This is a genomic window from Type-C symbiont of Plautia stali, from assembly GCF_059730935.1.
The window spans coordinates 1,109,744-1,128,371 of record NZ_AP035923.1; the positions used below are offsets into that span (position 1 = coordinate 1,109,744).

The 18,628-nt window shown below is 59.5% G+C and carries 14 protein-coding genes; 11 read left to right on the plus strand and 3 right to left on the minus strand.

Annotated features, from left to right (window positions below):
* Positions 1-78 precede the first annotated feature (78 nt).
* Together yfhb and tadA are read left to right on the plus strand one after the other, a co-directional pair.
* A complete protein-coding gene (gene yfhb, locus AC6I7J_RS05035; RefSeq protein ID WP_010618503.1) occupies positions 79-717 on the plus strand; it encodes a phosphatidylglycerophosphatase C in 639 nt (212 codons plus the stop codon).
* A 57-nt stretch (positions 718-774) separates the two neighbouring features.
* Positions 775-1,269: a tRNA adenosine(34) deaminase TadA gene (tadA, locus tag AC6I7J_RS05040; RefSeq protein ID WP_071813580.1), complete on the plus strand. Its 495-nt coding sequence runs from the start codon at positions 775-777 to the stop codon at positions 1,267-1,269.
* Here the strand turns inward: tadA and mltF are convergent.
* On the minus strand, positions 1,266-2,723 hold the full coding sequence (gene mltF, locus AC6I7J_RS05045) for a membrane-bound lytic murein transglycosylase MltF (RefSeq protein WP_315658813.1): 1,458 nt from the start codon (positions 2,721-2,723) through the stop codon (positions 1,266-1,268). The two genes, tadA and mltF, sit on opposite strands and share 4 nt — an antisense overlap.
* 270 nt (positions 2,724-2,993) lie before the next feature.
* Here mltF and purL point away from each other — a divergent pair, with 270 nt between their 5' ends.
* The 5 genes from purL (at position 2,994) to glnB (ending at position 11,378) form a co-directional block, all read left to right on the plus strand.
* Entirely contained in the window at positions 2,994-6,884 is a 3,891-nt protein-coding gene (gene purL, locus AC6I7J_RS05050; RefSeq protein ID WP_498006926.1) for a phosphoribosylformylglycinamidine synthase, read from the plus strand.
* 641 nt (positions 6,885-7,525) lie between these two features.
* Positions 7,526-8,953 carry a sensor histidine kinase gene (locus AC6I7J_RS05055; RefSeq protein ID WP_125309208.1) on the plus strand — a complete coding sequence of 476 codons (1,428 nt, stop codon included), beginning with the start codon at positions 7,526-7,528 and terminating at the stop codon, positions 8,951-8,953.
* Between the two features lie 3 nt (positions 8,954-8,956).
* Positions 8,957-9,628 carry a two-component system QseEF-associated lipoprotein QseG gene (gene qseG / locus AC6I7J_RS05060; protein ID WP_278426610.1) on the plus strand — a complete coding sequence of 224 codons (672 nt, stop codon included), beginning with the start codon at positions 8,957-8,959 and terminating at the stop codon, positions 9,626-9,628.
* Between the two features lie 2 nt (positions 9,629-9,630).
* A complete protein-coding gene (glrR, locus tag AC6I7J_RS05065; protein ID WP_058758284.1) occupies positions 9,631-10,962 on the plus strand; it encodes a two-component system response regulator GlrR in 1,332 nt (443 codons plus the stop codon).
* 77 nt (positions 10,963-11,039) lie between these two features.
* Positions 11,040-11,378 carry a nitrogen regulatory protein P-II gene (glnB, locus tag AC6I7J_RS05070; protein ID WP_007886217.1) on the plus strand — a complete coding sequence of 113 codons (339 nt, stop codon included), beginning with the start codon at positions 11,040-11,042 and terminating at the stop codon, positions 11,376-11,378.
* A gap of 51 nt (positions 11,379-11,429) precedes the next feature.
* Here glnB and hmpA read toward each other — a convergent pair whose 3' ends face one another.
* Complete coding sequence (gene hmpA / locus AC6I7J_RS05075; RefSeq protein WP_104188699.1) at positions 11,430-12,614, minus strand: NO-inducible flavohemoprotein; 1,185 nt, start codon at positions 12,612-12,614, stop codon at positions 11,430-11,432.
* Positions 12,615-12,951: 337 nt separating this feature from the next.
* Between hmpA and glyA the strand changes: the two genes are divergently transcribed.
* Together glyA and AC6I7J_RS05085 are read left to right on the plus strand one after the other, a co-directional pair.
* Positions 12,952-14,205 carry a serine hydroxymethyltransferase gene (gene glyA / locus AC6I7J_RS05080; protein WP_021506540.1) on the plus strand — a complete coding sequence of 418 codons (1,254 nt, stop codon included), beginning with the start codon at positions 12,952-12,954 and terminating at the stop codon, positions 14,203-14,205.
* A gap of 124 nt (positions 14,206-14,329) precedes the next feature.
* On the plus strand, positions 14,330-15,466 hold the full coding sequence (locus AC6I7J_RS05085; RefSeq protein WP_132464702.1) for a 3-phenylpropionate MFS transporter: 1,137 nt from the start codon (positions 14,330-14,332) through the stop codon (positions 15,464-15,466).
* Here the strand turns inward: AC6I7J_RS05085 and csiE are convergent.
* Positions 15,463-16,731 carry a stationary phase inducible protein CsiE gene (gene csiE, locus AC6I7J_RS05090; RefSeq protein ID WP_058770857.1) on the minus strand — a complete coding sequence of 423 codons (1,269 nt, stop codon included), beginning with the start codon at positions 16,729-16,731 and terminating at the stop codon, positions 15,463-15,465. The two genes, AC6I7J_RS05085 and csiE, sit on opposite strands and share 4 nt — an antisense overlap.
* Positions 16,732-16,889: 158 nt before the next feature.
* Between csiE and AC6I7J_RS05095 the strand changes: the two genes are divergently transcribed.
* Complete coding sequence (locus tag AC6I7J_RS05095) at positions 16,890-17,516, plus strand: DUF1007 family protein (RefSeq protein ID WP_498006927.1); 627 nt, start codon at positions 16,890-16,892, stop codon at positions 17,514-17,516.
* Entirely contained in the window at positions 17,507-18,484 is a 978-nt protein-coding gene (locus AC6I7J_RS05100; RefSeq protein ID WP_498006928.1) for a nickel/cobalt transporter, read from the plus strand. The genes AC6I7J_RS05095 and AC6I7J_RS05100 overlap by 10 nt, the downstream gene beginning before the upstream one ends.
* Positions 18,485-18,628: the final 144 nt, after the last annotated feature.

Sequence of the window (18,628 nt, forward strand, 5' to 3'; positions counted from 1 at the left end):
TGACAGCTTTCGCCCCGGCGCGCGATGCTGGCTACACTGTAGAGCAGGTATCGCCGCGTTTAGAAAAAGGAGTCGGGTTTGACAAAGGGTTCGCATCGCCGCGTGGTATTTTTTGACCTGGACGGCACGCTGCATCAGCAGGACATGTTTGGCACATTTATGCGTTATCTGCTGCGCCGCCAGCCGCTCAATCTGGTGCTGGTGGTGCCGCTGCTGCCGGTCATCGGCATGGGTATGCTGATAAAGGGCCGCGCCGCGCGCTGGCCGATGAGCCTGCTGCTGTGGGCTATCACCTTTGGCCATCGTGAGGCCACGCTGCGCCAGCGTGAGGCCGAATTTGCCCGCTGGTTTCGCGAACGCGTTACGGCGTTTCCGGTGGTGCAGCAGCGGCTGACTGACTACCTCAGCAGTGAAGACGCCGATGTCTGGCTGATTACCGGCTCGCCGCAGTCGCTGGTGGAGCAGGTCTATTTTGATTCCGCGTTTCTGCCGCGCGTAAAACTGATCGCCAGCCAGATGAAGCCGGGCCGTGGCGGCCGGGTATTAGCCATGCGCTGTCTTGGCCATGAAAAAGTGGCGCAGCTCGAGGAAAAAATCGGTACGCCGCTGCAGCTGTACAGCGGCTACAGCGACAGCAAGCAGGATAACCCGCTGCTGTTTTTCTGCCAGCACCGCTGGCGCGTGACGCCGCGCGGTGAACTGCAACAGCTGGAGTGAATCGCAGCTGGATTCCGTCTATAATGCGCCGCCTTGTTAATCCGCAGGAGTTGCCCGTTGAACCCACAAACTGATGAATACTGGATGCGCCACGCGCTTGAACTGGCGCGGCGTGCGTGGGAGCAGGGCGAAGTGCCGGTCGGTGCGGTGCTGGTGCAGGGCGACAGAGTGATTGGCGAGGGCTGGAACCGGCCGATTAGCCAGTGCGATCCCACCGCGCATGCCGAGATTATGGCGCTGCGTCAGGGCGGAAAAGTGATTGATAACTACCGGCTGCTCGACACCACCTTATACGTGACGCTGGAGCCGTGCGTGATGTGTGCAGGTGCCATGGTGCACAGCCGGATTACCCGTCTGGTCTATGGCGCGAAGGATGAGAAGACTGGCGCAGCCGGTTCGCTGCTGGATGTGATCGGCCATCCGGGCATGAATCATCAGATTGAGATTGCGCATGGCGTGCTGGCAGAGGAGTGCGCCACGCTGCTGAGCGACTTCTTCCGTATGCGCCGCGAACAGAAACGTGCGCAGCGGCAGGCGCTGCGCGCCGATTAGTTCATCGCAATCTTCGGTTCGACGGCCGGATAACCGGCACCGAGTTCCGCTTCCAGCGCCGACTGCTGCGCCAGCCGTTTCTCCTGCTCCTGCAGATAGCCTACCAGGCTGATCTGATACTTACGGATGTTCTCAACGTAGTTATAAGCTTCGTGGCCGCGCGCATAGCCGTAAGTGGTCTGCGCATAATAGCGCTTCTGGCTCAGCATCGGCAGGCGCAGCTTAACGTCGGCCCAGCTGTCCGGATTGCCACCCTGTTTAAGCGTCAGCCGGCGTGCATCCAGCATATGTGCGTAGCCCATGTTGTAGGCCGCCAGCGCAAACCAGATGCGTTCATCTTCCGGAATGGTCTCCGGCACTTTTTCCATCATGCGCCGCAGGTATTCGCTGCCGCCGCGAATACTCTGTTCCGGATCGAGACGATCGTTCACGTCGAGGCTGTCAGCGGTATTGCGCGTCAGCATCATCATGCCGCGCACGCCGGTGGGCGAGGTCGCCTGCGGATTCCAGTGCGACTCCTGGTAGGAAATCGCCGCCAGCAGGCGCCAGTCGATACTGGACGCGTACTTCTCAAACAGCGGCTTGATATCCGGCAGCGTGTTATCAATCGCCCGCAGGAAGGTGCGGGTATCGACATAATCAAAGGTGCCGACGTGGCCGAGATACTTCTCTTCCAGCCGCGCCATGGTGCCTTCTTCCCCCATCTGACTGTAGAAGTCGAGCATGGCGGCGTTCAGGCTATCGTCATCGTTACGCGGCAGATACCAGGTCACCGGCTCTTCATCGGTAATATCAAACGCCACCGCCAGCTGTGGATGGATGCGCTGCAGCAGTCCGATGGTCACCGAATCCCCCACGGTATAGTCAAGCTTGCCGTCGGCAACCGCTTCCAGCAGCGCTTTCTGGCCCATATCGGTGGAAATGGCCCAGTCGAGATCAGGATAGCTGTCCGCTTTGGCGAAACGTAACGTTGACAGATAGGCCGAACCGGACTGCACAATCAGCCGGCCTTTCAGATCACCAAGGTTTTTGGGCCGCGGCTTGTCGATGCGATACACCAGCTGCTGCGACACGGAATAGTAGCTCGGGCCACTCTGATAACGGCTAAGGCGCTCGCTGTTGTAGATCAGCCCGGCGGCCAGCAGGTCGGCTTTGCCGTCGTCGAGATCGTCAAACAGGTCGCCGAGGTTGGGCCGCACCGTGACTTCCAGCTTCACGCCAAGATAATCGGCGAAGCGCTTCGCCAGCTCGTAGTCCATACCGGCTGGTGCATTATTGATGGTGTAGTAAGTCAGCGGCGAGTTGACGGTACTGATGCGCAACACTCCCCGCGATTTGATCTGTGATAACGCGTCTTTTCCGCCCCCGTACCAGGGGATGGACGGCCACAGCGCCAGCGCAAGCAGCACGGTGATCAGACCGATAAACAGATAATTTAATTTCAGGCGTTTCAAATAGTTGTCTCGTAATGGCTCACAGGCCTCTGTCTTTTAAAGGCAGTATTTATGTTGTTTTGCACTCCCAGAGCGAGGGGCATTTTGCGCAACAAAGCGCAACAGGGCAACTTATATAGCAAGATTTGCGCAAAATTCAGGCAAATCCTGAGGCTCAGTTTTTCTGCGCAAACGGTTTCGTAACCCGTGCCATTTCTCTATAATACCGCCCGTTTTCCCTGTTGCGCCCCATGAAGCGTCGCCCGGCGCTTCGAAGACGAGAGATCTTTAATGATGGAAATTCTGCGTGGTTCGCCCGCTCTGTCGGCATTTCGTGTAAACAAACTGCTGACCCGCTTTCAGGACGCTCATCTGCCGGTGAGTGATATTTACGCCGAGTACGTCCATTTCGCCGATGTCAGCGCACCGCTCAGCGCGGAACAGCAAGCCCGCCTGCAGCGTCTACTGAAATACGGCCCTTCTCTCGCCGAACATGCGCCACAAGGGCGTCTGTTGCTGGTGACGCCGCGTCCCGGCACCATTTCTCCCTGGTCATCGAAAGCCACCGATATCGCCCACAACTGCGACCTGCCACAGGTATTGCGCCTGGAGCGCGGTCTGGCCTTCTATGTACAGGCACCGCAGCTGACTGACGCGCAGTGGCAGCAGCTGGCCAGCCTGCTGCACGACCGCATGATGGAAACCGTGTTCACGGAGCTCAGCGCGGCAGAACAGCTGTTCGCGCATCATGAGCCGCAGCCGCTGAAAAGCGTAGACGTGCTGGGCGGAGGGCGCGAGGCGCTGGAACAGGCTAACCGCACGCTCGGCCTGGCGCTGGCCGATGACGAAATTGATTACCTGCTCGATGCCTTTACCAGACTGGGCCGCAATCCGAACGACATCGAGCTCTATATGTTCGCTCAGGCGAACTCCGAGCACTGTCGTCACAAGATTTTTAACGCCGACTGGATTATCGACGGCGAAAAACAGCCGAAGTCGCTGTTTAAAATGATTAAAAACACCTTTGAGCAGCATCCGGAACACGTCCTGTCGGCATATAAAGACAATGCCGCGGTGATGGAAGGCTCTGAGGTCGGGCGTTTCTACGCGGATGCGCAGCAGGGCGAATACGAGTTTCATCAGGAAGCCGCGCATATCCTGATGAAGGTGGAAACCCACAACCACCCGACGGCCATTTCGCCATGGCCAGGTGCCGCCACCGGTTCCGGCGGGGAAATCCGTGACGAAGGTGCCACCGGACGTGGCGCGAAGCCGAAAGCGGGTCTGGTCGGCTTCTCGGTTTCCAACCTGCGTATTCCCGGCTTTGAACAGCCGTGGGAAGAGGATTTCGGCAAGCCGGATCGCATTGTTACCGCGCTGGATATCATGACCGAAGGCCCGTTAGGCGGCGCCGCGTTTAACAACGAATTTGGTCGCCCGGCGCTGAACGGCTATTTCCGTACTTATGAAGAGCAGGTCAACAGCCACAACGGCGTTGAACTGCGCGGCTATCACAAGCCGATCATGCTGGCCGGCGGCATTGGTAACATCCGCGCCGATCACGTGCAGAAGGGTGAGATCGTGGTTGGCGCGAAGCTGATCGTGCTGGGCGGTCCGGCGATGAATATCGGCCTTGGCGGCGGCGCGGCGTCCTCGATGGCGTCCGGCCAGTCGGATGCCGATCTCGACTTCGCCTCGGTGCAGCGCGACAACCCGGAGATGGAGCGTCGCTGTCAGGAAGTGATTGACCGCTGCTGGCAGCTGGGCGAAGCCAACCCGATTCTGTTTATTCACGACGTTGGTGCCGGTGGCCTGTCTAACGCCATGCCGGAGCTGGTGAGCGACGGTGGCCGCGGCGGCAACTTCAACCTGCGCGACATCCTCAGCGATGAGCCAGGCATGAGCCCGCTGGAAGTGTGGTGTAACGAGTCGCAGGAGCGTTATGTGCTGGCGGTTGCGCCGGACAAACTGGCGCTGTTCGATGAACTGTGCCAGCGCGAACGTGCGCCGTACGCGGTGATTGGTGAAGCGACCGAGGAGCAGCACCTGAACCTTGCCGACAGCCATTTCGATAACAAACCGATCGACATGCCGCTCGACGTGCTGCTGGGTAAAACGCCAAAAATGACGCGCGACGTGGCCAGCCAGCAGGCGAAAGGTGACGCGCTGGTGCGGGACGGCATTACCATTGCCGATGCGGTAAACCGCGTGCTGCATCTGCCAACCGTGGCGGAAAAAACCTTCCTGGTGACCATCGGTGACCGCAGCGTAACCGGCATGGTGGCGCGCGATCAGATGGTCGGGCCGTGGCAGATCCCGGTGGCGAACTGCGCCGTGACCACCGCCAGCCTCGACAGCTACCACGGTGAAGCGTTTGCCATGGGCGAACGTGCCCCGGTAGCGCTGCTTGATTTCGCTGCGTCCGGCCGCCTGGCGGTGGGCGAAGCGCTGACCAACCTGGCCGCGACCGCGATCGGTTCGCTGAAGCGCGTGAAGCTGTCGGCAAACTGGATGGCTGCAGCCGGTCACCCGGGCGAAGACGCAGGTCTGTACGCTGCGGTGAAAGCGGTGGGCGAAGAGCTGTGCCCGGCGCTGGGGATCACCATTCCGGTGGGTAAAGACTCCATGTCGATGAAAACCCGCTGGCAGCAGGGCACTGAACAGCGCGAAATGACTTCGCCGCTGTCGCTGGTCATTACGGCTTTTGCACGCGTTGAAGATGTGCGTCGCACCGTGACGCCACAGCTGCAGCCGGAAGGCGACAACCTGCTGCTGCTGGTGGATCTCGGCAACGGCGCCAACACCCTCGGCGCCACGGCGCTGTCACAGGTGTATCGCCAGCTGGGCGACAAAACGGCCGACGTGCGCGATGCCGCGCAGCTGGCCGGCTTCTTCAATGCAATTCAGACGCTGGTCAGCGAGCAGAAACTGCTGGCTTACCACGACCGCTCGGATGGCGGTCTGCTGGTCACGCTGGCTGAGATGGCCTTCACCGGCCACTGCGGTATTGAGGCGGATATCGCCGCGCTGGGCAGCGATGCGCTGGCAGCACTGTTTACGGAAGAGCTGGGCGCCGTACTGCAGATCAACGCTGCCGACCGCGCGGCCGTGGAAAAAGTGTTTGCCGATCACGGTCTGAGCAGCAATGTTCACGTCATCGGTAAAGCGCTGCCGGGCGACCGTTTTGTTATCCGCTCCGGCGACAGCGCGGTGTACAGCGAAAGCCGTACCACCCTGCGTACCTGGTGGGCTGAAACCACCTGGCAGATGCAGCGCCTGCGCGATAACCCGGCCTGTGCCGATCAGGAACATGAAGCGAAGAAAGACGATAACGATCCTGGCCTGAACGTGCAGCTGACCTTCCGTCCGGAAGAGGATGTGGCAGCACCGATGATCGCCACCGGCGCGCGTCCGCGCGTTGCCGTGCTGCGCGAGCAGGGCGTGAACTCGCACGTTGAGATGGCCGCTGCCTTCCACCGCGCAGGCTTCACCGCGGTTGACGTGCACATGAGCGATCTGCTGGCGGGCCGTCGTGGTCTGGAGGAGTTCCACGCGCTGGTCGCCTGTGGCGGCTTCTCCTACGGCGACGTGCTGGGTGCGGGCGAAGGCTGGGCGAAATCGATTCTGTTCAACAGCCGCGTGCGTGACGAGTTTGAAAACTTCTTCCATCGTCCGCAGACGCTGGCGCTGGGCGTGTGTAACGGCTGCCAGATGATGTCGAATCTGCGTGAACTGATTCCGGGCAGCGAGCTGTGGCCACGCTTTGTGCGTAACCAGTCCGAGCGCTTTGAAGCGCGCTTCAGCCTGGTGGAAGTGACCGCCAGCCCGTCACTGCTGCTGGACGGCATGGTCGGTTCACGCATGCCGATTGCCGTCTCGCACGGTGAAGGTTTTGTTGAAGTACGTGACGGTGCGCATCTGGCTGAGCTGGAAGCGAAAGGGCTGGTGGCGCTGCGCTTCGTCGATAATTTCGGTAAAGTCACCGAGACCTATCCGGCGAACCCGAACGGCTCACCGAACGGCATCACCGCCGTGACCAACGAAAGCGGGCGCGTCACCATTATGATGCCGCATCCGGAGCGCGTGTTCCGCACCGTCAGCAATTCGTGGCATCCGGCGGAGTGGGGCGAAGACAGCCCGTGGATGCGCATTTTCCGCAACGCGCGCAAGCAGCTGGGTTAAACCTGAATCCTGTCTCTTACCGGTGCCCATTCACGGGCACCGTGCAAAGGCCGCTCAACGCGGCCTTTTTTATTTTTTGTTGCGTGGGCACTGCTGTCGATCCGGTGTGATTCCCTGACATCTGTGACATGTCGGAAAATGACGACAATCCCATGACTGAACTGTCGCTAAAAGGTGACATTTAAACCGTTGTTTTTTATGGGGGCGAAGTTAGCGCGTTAAAGCCGTTGCTAATCGGCGACACTTTTCCAGACCAGCTGGTCCGAAAACGTCGTTAATTCCCCTCTCTAAGCTGGCAGTATGCTGATTAACAAGGCTATTTATTTTCTGGCACGATAGTTGCTATACTCATTACGTTGCTCATTCTCCTGTCTATGATTGCCCCGCACTGCGGTTGAGCTCATAAAATATCGAATGACGCACCAAACGGAGCCTGCCGTCCACCCAACCGATAATCGCTTGCTTTGCAACGTTATCAAGCACCGGACGCAACGTTGAGTTAGGCTCCACCTATTTTGCAGGCGATGCTGCGGCGTCGCTCTCACGGCAGGCCAAAAGGCCTGCCGTTTTCGTTTTCAGCCTTTCTAACCTTGCCGGACTTCGCTAGCATGCCTGCAACTCACCTCAAAGGAAGCGCGGTTGTGAAGAGATGGCGTCTGTTTCCCCGATCCCTGCGGCAACTGGTTTTAATGGCCTTTCTGCTGGTGCTGCTGCCGCTGCTGGTGCTGGCATGGCAGGCGTGGGAAAGCCTGTCAGCGCTGAGTAATCAGGCGGCGGACACTAACCGCAACACCTTCACCGACGTGCGTCGCAGCGAGGCGATGGCGCGTACGGCGCTGGAGCTGGAGCGTAGCTATCGCCAGTATTGCGTGCTGGGCGATGCCAGTCTGGCACGCCTGTATCAAACGCAGTGGAGCCGCTACGGCCAGATGCTCAGCAGCCATGCCGCCAGCCTGCCCGATTTGCCAACGTTCAAAATATTGCAGAGCGCGCTGCCGCAGCTGGAAAAGCTGCAGTGTGATAACGGCAATCTGCTGGCACCGGCGGCGAGCGCGCTGGAGGCATTCTCCGCCGCCAACACCCGCATGGTGCAGGCCACGCGTGAAGTGGTGTTTTCACGCGGCCTGCAGCTACAGCGCGAAATTGCCGATCGCGGCCAGTTTTTTGGCTGGCAGGCGCTGATACTGTTTTTAATCAGTCTGGTGCTGGTACTGCTGTTCACCGGCATGATTATCGGCCCGGTTAAGCGCGTCGAACGCATGATTAACCGGCTGGGCGAGGGGAAAACGCTGGGCAATAGCGTCAGTTTTCGCGGGCCACGCGAAATTCGCTCGCTGGGACAGCGCATAGTCTGGCTCAGCGAACGTCTTAGCTGGCTGGAAGCACAGCGGCATGAGTTTCTGCGCCACCTGTCGCACGAACTCAAAACGCCGCTGGCCAGCCTGCGCGAAGGCACCGAACTGCTGGCCGACCAGGTTGCCGGCCCGCTCAATGCGGAACAGCAGGAAGTTGTTGCCATTCTCGACACCAGCAGCCGTCATCTGCAGCGGCTGATTGAACAACTGCTCGACTACAATCGCCGGCTGGCGGACAGCCCAATGCGGCTGGAACCGGTGGCTATCGACGCTATCATTGATAGCGTCGTCAGGGTGCACTCACTGCCCGCCAGCGCGCGCCAGATGCACACGCATATCGATCTGCAGGCCCGCTATTGTCTGGCGGAACCGACGCTGTTGCAGCGGGTGATTGATAACCTCTACTCGAACGCCGTGAACTACGGTAGCGAATCCGGTAACATCTGGCTGCAGAGCCAGCAGAAGGGCAACCAGGTGTGGATTGAGGTGGCCAACACCGGCACGCCGATTCCGGCTGAAGAGCAGGCGATGATCTTTGAGCCCTTTTATCAGGGGAGCCAGCAGCGCAAAGGGCCGGTGAAAGGCAGCGGGCTGGGATTAAGCATCGCCAAAGATTGCCTGCGCAGGATGCAGGGTGATTTGCAGTTGGTCACGCGCACGGACGCGGACGTCTGTTTTCGTATCATTTTGACTACCAGCGCCGGGAATGCCTGATTAATGAAACTCACATCCAGCCGATTTCTCGTCGGCGCACTGATTGCCATCGGCCTGAGCGCCTGTCAGGCGCCGCCCCAGAGCAGTACGCCGCGCGGTGCGGTGAACCTGCCGGAGCCAGACGTGCGCCTGGCGGATTATCTGGCCACCGATTGCCAGAATGTCTGGCAGATTGAAGCACCGGCAGCCATGAGCAATCCACTTTACTGGCAGCGCGCTATCGACTGCGGTGAGCGGCTGTCGGCGGCCGAAGCGCGGGCGGAAGCGCGGCGCTGGCCGGTACAGAACTGGGCGCGCGCCTTTAAGCAGGGCATCCTGCTGGCGAACGGCAACGTGACGCCGGTGGAGCGCCGTCAGTACGTTGATACGCTCGACAGCTACAGCGCGGATTATCCAGCGGCGGTGCGTCCGCTGCTGCAGCTGTGGCGCGGTAACCAGGCCGCGCAGCTGGAGCTGAGCGAGGCGCGCGGCCGCTACGCCGCGCTGCAGCAAAGCAATGACGCCGAACTGGATCGCCTGCGTCAGCAGCAAACGCAACTGCGGCAGACGCTGGACGATACCCAGCGTAAATTGCAGCGACTGACTGACATCGAGCGTCAGCTGTCATCGCGCAAAGCGCCGGACAGCGGCGACAGCACACACGGTGCCAGCGATGCCCAAAGCGAGGAGCAGTAACCATGAAACAGGCCGCACGCTTACTGCTGGTGGATGACGATCCGGGCTTACTCAAGCTGCTCGGTATGCGTCTCAGCAGTGAAGGTTATCAGGTAGCGACCGCGGCCAGCGGGCCGGAAGCCCTGCGTCATCTGCAGAAAGAGAAAGTCGATTTGGTGATCAGCGATCTGCGCATGGATGAAATGGATGGCCTGGCGCTGTTTGCTGAAATCCAGAAGCGCCATACCGGACTGCCGGTCATCATCCTGACCGCGCACGGCTCGATTCCGGACGCGGTAGCCGCCACGCAGCAGGGCGTGTTCAGCTTTCTGACCAAACCGGTCGATCGCGATGCGCTATACAAAGCGATTGACGAAGCACTGGCGCAGCGCGCGCCGGTCAGCGATGACGGCTGGCGCGAAGCGATCGTCACGCGTAATCCGCTGATGCTGCGGCTGCTGGAGCAGGCGCACATGGTGGCGCAATCTGACGTCAGTATATTGATTAACGGCCAGAGCGGCACCGGCAAAGAGGTACTGGCGCAGGCGATTCATGCTGCCAGTCCGCGCGCCGGCAAACCTTTCATTGCCATCAACTGCGGCGCGCTGCCGGAACAGCTGCTGGAGTCCGAGCTGTTTGGCCACGCCAAAGGCGCCTTCACCGGTGCCGTAAGTGCGCGCGAAGGGCTGTTTCAGGCGGCAGAAGGCGGCACGCTGTTTCTCGATGAGATTGGCGACATGCCGCAGGCGCTGCAGGTGAAGCTTCTCCGCGTGCTGCAGGAGCGCAAAGTGCGCCCGCTGGGCAGCAACCGCGATCTTGACATCAACGTGCGCATCATCTCTGCCACGCACCGCGATCTGCCGAAGGCGATGGAGAAGAAAAGCTTCCGCGAAGATCTCTACTATCGTCTCAACGTGGTGAATCTCAGGATCCCGGCGCTGCACGAACGCGCCGAAGACATCCCGCTGCTGGCCAACCATCTGCTGCGCCAGTCGGCCGATCGCCACAAACCGTTTGTGCGCAGCTTCTCGGTCGATGCGATGAAACGGCTGGTGAGTGCCAGCTGGCCGGGAAATGTGCGCCAGCTGGTTAACGTGATTGAGCAGTGCGTGGCGCTTACTACGTCGCCGGTGATTGGTGACGCGCTGGTAGAGCAGGCGCTGGCCGGCGAGAACACGGCGCTACCGACCTTTGTCGAAGCACGCAACCAGTTTGAGCTTAACTATCTGCGCAAACTGCTGCAGATGACCAAGGGTAATGTTACGCATGCGGCGCGTCTGGCTGGACGCAACCGTACCGAGTTTTATAAGCTGCTGTCGCGCCACGAACTGGACGCCAGCGAATTTAAAGAGTAGCTTGCTGCGGCAGCGTCAGGAACACTTATACTCATAGTTACCCGTCCATCATGGAGGGAGCGAAAAAAGGATCTGTGATGAAAAAGATCGATGCAATTATCAAACCATTCAAACTCGATGATGTGCGTGAAGCCTTAGCGGAAGTGGGCATCACCGGGATGACGGTCAGCGAAGTGAAAGGCTTCGGACGTCAGAAAGGCCACACCGAGCTGTATCGCGGTGCCGAATACATGGTCGATTTTCTGCCAAAAGTGAAAATCGAGATGGTGGTGGGCGATGATATCGTCGATACCTGCGTAGAAACCATCATGAAAACCGCGCAGACCGGTAAAATCGGCGACGGCAAAATCTTTGTCTTTGACGTGGCGCGCGTCGTGCGTATTCGTACCGGCGAGGAAGACGAAGAGGCCATCTGAGCCCTTCGCTCCTCACCAGACACAAAGCCTGCCGCGTGCAGGCTTTTTCATTTACAGCACCTTGTGCGGACCGAACACCTCGTAGTGAATGCGGTCGGCGCTGATGCCGGCGTCGGTCAGCTGGCGCGCGACAAACTGCATGAATGCCAGCGGGCCGCAAATCCAGAACTCACCCTCGGACTGGGTCAGGGCGGTTGAGACGGTGGCTAAATCCATCAGACCCTGCGCGTCGTAACGTCCCGCGTCGTCAGCTTGCGGCTGGCGATACCAGACGTGGCGGCTAAAGCGCGGTAGTTGCGCACCCAGCGCCGCGACTTCATCAGCAAACGCGTGCTGGGCGCCGTTTTCGGCGGCGTGCAGCCAGCATACCGCGGCCGGATGCTGCTGCTCCGCCAGGCTGGCCAGCATGGCTAACAGCGGCGTTTGCCCGACGCCTGCTGAGATCAGCGTCACCGGCGTCTGCGCTGCTGCCTGCAGGAAGAAATCCCCGGCCGGCGCGGCGCACTGCACGATATCGCCAACCTTCGCATGCTGATGCAGCCAGCCGGAGACGCTGCCCTGCGCTTCGTGCTTCACCGCAATGCGATAGGCTTTGCTATCCGGCAGATGCGTCAGCGAATACTGGCGGTGCTGAATGTAGTCGCTGTCCGCCGGGCGCAGACTGAGGGTCAGATACTGACCGGGCAGGAAGTCCGCCACCGGCTCTCCATCATTCGGCACCAGCTCAATACTCTTGATCACCGAGCTCTGCGCGGTAATCGCACGGATACGGAAATCGCGCGCGCCGCGCCAGCCGCCGACCTTTTCTTCTGACGCACGGTAAATCGATGCTTCACGCTGGATAAACACCTCAGCCAGCACGCCATAGGCTTTGCCCCACGCCGCCAGTACCTCATCGCCTGGATTGAGCAGCTCTTTAATCGTCGCCAGCAGGTTTTCCCCGACAATCGCGTACTGCGCCGGCTGAATATTCAGGCTGGCATGCTTCTGCGCAATTTTCTCCACCGCCGGCAGCAGCACCGCAAGATTTTCCAGGTTGCTGCCGTACGCGCAGATGGCGTTAAACAGCGCTTCACGCTGATTGCCGCTGCGCTGGTTGTTCATGTTAAACACGTTCTTCAGCTCGGGATGCTGCGTCAGCATCCGCTGATAAAAGTGACCGGTCAGCTGCGGGCCGAGTTGAGCAATCGCGGGCAGGGTAGATTTCACGGTGGCGATGGTTTGCGCGTCAAGCATGGGCTGATCCTCAGGGTAATTTTAAACATGTATTTTAAATGCATGTTATGCCTGTTGCCGCGCACTGTAAATCCCCGGTTTTGTCCGGGGTGACGAGTGACAATCTGCTGGCGGGCGCGCAAAGCTGAAAAATTTTCCCGCTGCTGATGAACAAATATCCGGTTTTCTTCCCCGGCTAAAAAGCGTAAAAATCCCGTGCCAGCGCCTTGCCAATCGTTTGCGTAAAAAGAGGGGATTGGCGCTACCGTCCCCTGGCAAAACCGTTTACACTGTTGGCCTTCGCCCCTTAGCCGGGGCTTAAACTGCCGTTAAAAAGTTGCTGAGTCAGGAGATGCGGATGTTAAAGCGTGATATGAACATTGCCGATTATGATGCCGAGTTGTGGCAGGCTATGGAGCAGGAGAAGGTGCGTCAGGAAGAGCACATTGAACTGATTGCTTCGGAAAACTACACCAGCCCACGCGTTATGCAGGCGCAAGGTTCACAGCTCACCAACAAATATGCCGAAGGCTATCCGGGCAAACGCTACTACGGCGGATGTGAATATGTGGATATCGTTGAGCAGCTGGCGATCGATCGCGCCAAAGCGCTGTTCGGCGCGGATTACGCTAACGTGCAGCCGCACTCCGGCTCCCAGGCTAACTTCGCGGTGTACACCGCGCTGCTGCAGCCGGGCGACACCATTCTGGGCATGAACCTGGCACACGGTGGTCACCTGACCCACGGTTCGCCGGTCAACCTGTCCGGTAAGCTGTACAACGTTATCCCTTACGGCATCGATGAAACCGGCAAAATCAATTACGAAGAGCTGGCCGAACTGGCGCAGACTCATAAGCCAAAAATGATCGTGGGCGGCTTCTCTGCTTACTCTGGCGTGTGCGACTGGGCAAAAATGCGTGAAATCGCCGACAGCATCGGCGCCTGGCTGTTTGTTGATATGGCCCACGTTGCCGGTCTGATCGCTGCTGATGTCTACCCGAACCCGGTACCGCACGCGCACATCGTGACCTCGACCACGCACAAAACGCTGGCCGGTCCGCGCGGTGGCCTGATCCTGGCGAAAAACGGCGACGAAGAGCTGTACAAAAAACTGAACTCCGCGGTGTTCCCGGGTGGTCAGGGCGGCCCGCTGATGCACGTTATCGCCGGTAAAGCCGTCGCGTTCAAAGAAGCCATGGAGCCGGAGTTCAAGGCTTATCAGCAGCAGGTCGCGAAGAATGCCAAAGCGATGGTGGAAGTGCTGCTGGAGCGCGGTTACAACATCGTCTCAGGCGGTACTTACAACCACCTATTCCTGATCGATCTGGTGAGCAAAGGTCTGACCGGTAAAGAGGCGGATGCCGCTCTGGGCCGCGCTAACATCACCGTCAACAAAAACAGCGTACCTAACGATCCGAAGAGCCCGTTTGTGACCTCCGGTGTGCGTATCGGTACGCCAGCAGTGACCCGTCGCGGCTTCAAAGAAGCGGAAGTGCGCGAACTGGCGGGCTGGATCGCTGACGTTCTCGACAATATCAACGACGAAGCCACTATCGAGCGCACCAAACAGAAAGTGCTGGATATCTGTGCCCGTCTGCCGGTTTATGCCTGATAAGCGCTAAACCCGCAGTGTGAAGAAGGATGGCGCAAGCCATCCTTTTTTTATTCCCTTTCGCAGGTGGCTTTGAGAAAGTAACGGCCATTCCGCGCACGGCTGAGCATCAACAGGAGGAAACATGACCATCGGATCGGCCAGGTGGCTGGGACTGAGCTACTTCACCTACTTTTTCTGCTATGGCATCTATCTGCCGTTCTGGAGCGTGTGGCTGAAAGGCAACGGGCTGGATGCGGAAAAAATTGGCCTGCTGCTCGGCTGTGGCATGGTGGCGCGCTTTGCCGGCAGCCTGTTGATTGCTTCGCAGGTGAAAAATCCAGCGCAGCTGATTGTTGCGCTGCGCCTGCTGGCGCTGGTGACCTGTCTGTTCGCGCTCGGTTTCTGGCTGGGCGGTCAGTGGCTATGGCTGCTGCTGGTGATGATTGGTTTTAACCTGTTCTTCTCGCCGCTGGTGCCGCTGAGTGATGCGCTGGCGGCCACCTGGACACAGCAAATCGGGCTGGCCTATGGTCCGGTACGGCTGTGGGGCTCGCTGGCGTTTGTTATCAGCTCGGCGCTCACCGGTATGCTGGTCAGCGCCTGGTCATCGCAGGTGATTCTGCTGCTGCTGAGCGTCGGTGCGCTGGCGATGCTGTCCGGCATGCTGCTGCCGCCACAAACCCGACCGCAGGGTGAGCTACGCCAGGGCGCGAGCGGTGGCTGGGCGGCGTGGCGCGACCTGCTGCGCGAGAACAGCGTCTGGCGTTTCATGCTGTGCGTAACGCTAATGCAGGGCGCGCACGCCGCGTATTACAGCTTCAGCGCCATCTGGTGGCAGGAAGCGGGCTACTCCGCGTCGGTCGTGGGCTACCTGTGGTCGCTGGGCGTGGTGGCCGAAATCGTGATTTTTGCCCTGAGTAACCGGCTGTTTCGCCGCTGGAGCGCGCGCGATCTGCTGCTGCTGTCCGGCGTGTGCGCGCTGGTGCGCTGGACGCTGCTGGGTGCCAGCACTGCACTTCCGCTGTTGATTGTGGCGCAGATTCTGCACTGCGGCAGCTTTACCGTCTGCCATCTGGCGGCGATGCGTTTTATCGCCGCGCGTAAAGGCGCAGAGGTGATTCGTCTGCAGTCGCTCTATTCGGCGCTGGCAATGGGCGGCGGCATCGCGGTGATGACGATGGTTTGCGGCGTGCTGTTTACTCACCTGCACGGCCAGCTGTTCTGGGTGATGGCGCTGGTGGCGCTGCCGGCGCTATTCCTGCGGCCACGCGCGGCTTAAGACTCCAGCAGCTGACGAATGCGCTGCTGCTGGTGATCGCTCAGCGGCAGCTCAGCGTGGATCAGCGGCGGCGAGTAGAGCGGCAGGGCGGTGGCGTAGGGCGTCACCACCAGCGCCACATCGCGCGGTGCGCCCTCACGCTGAAAGTGCAGCATATCCTGATAGGTAATATTGATCGGCAACAGCATCATTTCCCGCAGCTGCTGCTCCAGCAGCTGTTCCAGCGCCGCGTCAGCGCCGGTCAGTAACAGCACCTGTTTCTCCTGTAGCGCGCTCTCCTGCATCAGCCAGCCTCCAAACTGCACCGCCACCAGGCTTACTTCTTCTGCGCTAAACTGCGTGCCGAAATCGCTGCTGAAGTGCTGCAGCGCGCGCGCCGTGGTTCGCAGCAGGCGCGGATAGAGACGCGCCACGTCCAGCGCCACGCTGTTATCAATGCCGATGGCAAAATGGCTGCGATCCAGCGCCTGCGCCAGATGGGTATAGAGCTGCAGCTTCAGCTGCTGCTGGTTTTTGATACGCGTCTGCGCCAGTTGCTCAAAGCGGGCGATCAGCGCTTCCACCGCGGCCATCAGCTTGTGTGCCTGACTATCTGCCAGCTGGCTGCCGTCTGGCGCGTGAATCAGGCTGAACAGCAGCGTCCAGAAATCGGTTTCGCTGACGTCCGGTGCCAGATGGCAACGTTTCTGCCAGTGATGGATCACGTCATCCGCTGCGCTACGTTCAATCTTCGCCGCCAGCCAGGCGCGCTGGCGCTCGCTGAACAGCGCCGTCTGACGCTGACACAGCGCATATTTCATGAAGATTTGCAGAAACAGCCGGTCGCGCGGCGTGAAATCGCGCGCCAGCCGCAGGCTGCAGTGCTGAATCAGCGCCTGCAGATTGGTTTCATCCCACAGCGCTTTCTCAATTTTCAGCACCTTCAGCCGCTGGCGCAGTGCCGGCGCAAAATGCGTGCAGACGAAATCCTGCGACAGGCGCAGCGCGCGGCGCAGCCAGTGCAGCAGGCACAAACGCCGGTCCAGTTCCGTGCCATGAATGCGAAAGCTGCCATCCACCATCTGGTGTAATTCCAGCTGGTGAAAGCGCTGTATCTCATCTCCGACATCCGCGATATCCTGTCGGGCGACAACAGGGTCCACGCCATTTAACTGGCAGAGCTTTTCAAGCGTTAACGCGGGAGCAGGCAGAAACAGCAGCAGCAGCAGATGGCAACGACGCTGGGCGCGGCTGAAGAGGGGAGCAGTAGAATGCGCTGAACTCATCAATCGTGTTATCCGCAGGTCATTTTTCAGCTAAGAATAGCCAACTCCACGCGCTGACCCTGGCCTTTGTCATGACTTTTGTTCAGAGCTTCAGGGCGGGTCACAGTTTTTTCTGGCCCGGTATCCTTCTGACTTTAAAATTTGTTACTTTATAACATATGAAAATTGCGCTCGTTAGCTTTACGCTGTTGTTCAGCGGCGCCGTGTGGGCGCATCCACACAGCTTTATTGATATGCAGACCGAACTGATCGGTAAGGACGATCATCTCAGCGCGATGAAGATGGTATGGACCATGGACGAGATCACCTCCGCCGATCTGCTGTACGATGCCGGCAACGCCAAACCCGGCGAGGTGGTGTGGAAAAAGCTGGCGGCACAGGTAATGGCCAATGTGCTGGGCCAGCACTATTTTACCGAAGTGTGGCAGGATAAAAATCGGGTGAAATTTCTCAACCTGCCGCAGGAGTATCAGCTGTCGCGCAAGGGCAACAAAGCAGTGCTGGAGTTCATTGTGCCGTTCGGCGAACCGCAGTCGTTAAGCGCCAGGCAGTACCGCATCCAGACCTTCGATCCCAGTTACTTTGTTGATATGTATTATGACAATCCGCAAGCCATCACCATGGATGAGACCGTGAAAGCCCATTGCCAGTTTGACTTACACACGCCCAAACCGGATGACTCGCTAAAACAGTACGCGCTGTCGCTGGATAAAGCTGACGCACCGCCCGAGGATATGGATCTCGGCCAGCAGTTTGCCCAGACGGTAACCCTGACATGTCATTAATTTCACTGCCTGGCGCTTCCCGTCGCTGGTGGCCGCTGTGGCTGCTGGCTGCGCTGCTGATTTCTGCGGGCGGGATGGTGTGGCTGCACTGGCCGCAGATTCTGCTGCAAAGCGTACTGTGGCAGAAGGTTCTGCACCGTGAGATGACGCAGCTCCTGCAACAGGTGGCGCAGCAGCCGCAGCAGGCCGGTGTCATGCTGATGCTGTTCAGCCTTGCCTATGGCGTGCTGCATGCGCTGGGGCCGGGCCACGGCAAAGTGGTGATCAGCACCTTTCTCGCTACCCATCCGGCGCAGCTGAAAACCAGCATGAAGCTGACGCTGTTGGCGGCGCTGTTGCAGGGCGCGGTGGCAATTGCTCTGGTGACGCTGATGCTGGTGGTGCTGCAAACCTCCTCGCGCCAGCTGCATCTCACCAGTTACTGGCTGGAGAAAGGCAGCTATTTGCTGGTGATGGCGCTCGGCGTCTGGGTGGGCTGGCGCGCGCTGCAGGGGTTACGCCGCGTGTTCCGTCCGGCAACCGGGCTCCAGATTCGCGCGGTATGGCCGCATCATCAGCACCATGCTGACTGCGGCTGCGGTCATGCCCACCTGCCGAGCGCGCAACAGCTGGCCGGTGCGGTGAGCGGCAGAACCCAGGCGCTGGTGGTGCTGTCGATGGGGCTGCGGCCCTGTTCCGGTGCCATCATGATGCTGTTGTTTGCCAAAGTGATTGGCGTGTATGGCTGGGGCGTGGTCTCGGCGCTGACCATGGCGCTGGGCACCGCGCTCACCGTGTCGCTGCTGGGTTTGCTGGTGCAGCGCTCGCGCGTGCTGGCGGTGCGCCTCGGCAGGGTCAGCAACAGAGGGACTGCGCAGTGGTTGTTGCCGGCCGTGATGCTGGCTGGCAGCCTGCTGTTGCTGCTGGCCGGCTTTATTTTATGGCACAGTGCTACGCCCGGCTTCGGTGGCGGTCTGCGTCCTTTTTAATTAATACGCTTTAAAAAATAAGCGCAGCATGTTCCCTGAATATGCTGCGTTTTTTTTTGCCCGCGACGCAGAGTTTAATTTCTCTTGCCCGACGATCTGGTGAAAAGAGTTTTCTCTGTCTACGCTAGATAATATCAAAAAGGA

What these genes read in the sequence shown, in the direction of transcription:
- purL (WP_498006926.1), top strand. Translation starts at nt 2,994, where the DNA reads ATGATGGAAATTCTGCGTGGTTCGCCCGCTCTGTCGGCATTTCGTGTA.
- qseG (WP_278426610.1), top strand. Translation starts at nt 8,957, where the DNA reads ATGAAACTCACATCCAGCCGATTTCTCGTCGGCGCACTGATTGCCATC.
- glrR (WP_058758284.1), top strand. Translation starts at nt 9,631, where the DNA reads ATGAAACAGGCCGCACGCTTACTGCTGGTGGATGACGATCCGGGCTTA.
- glnB (WP_007886217.1), top strand. Translation starts at nt 11,040, where the DNA reads ATGAAAAAGATCGATGCAATTATCAAACCATTCAAACTCGATGATGTG.
- hmpA (WP_104188699.1), bottom strand. Translation starts at nt 12,614, where the DNA reads ATGCTTGACGCGCAAACCATCGCCACCGTGAAATCTACCCTGCCCGCG.
- glyA (WP_021506540.1), top strand. Translation starts at nt 12,952, where the DNA reads ATGTTAAAGCGTGATATGAACATTGCCGATTATGATGCCGAGTTGTGG.
- AC6I7J_RS05085 (WP_132464702.1), top strand. Translation starts at nt 14,330, where the DNA reads ATGACCATCGGATCGGCCAGGTGGCTGGGACTGAGCTACTTCACCTAC.
- csiE (WP_058770857.1), bottom strand. Translation starts at nt 16,731, where the DNA reads ATGAGTTCAGCGCATTCTACTGCTCCCCTCTTCAGCCGCGCCCAGCGT.
- AC6I7J_RS05095 (WP_498006927.1), top strand. Translation starts at nt 16,890, where the DNA reads ATGAAAATTGCGCTCGTTAGCTTTACGCTGTTGTTCAGCGGCGCCGTG.
- AC6I7J_RS05100 (WP_498006928.1), top strand. Translation starts at nt 17,507, where the DNA reads ATGTCATTAATTTCACTGCCTGGCGCTTCCCGTCGCTGGTGGCCGCTG.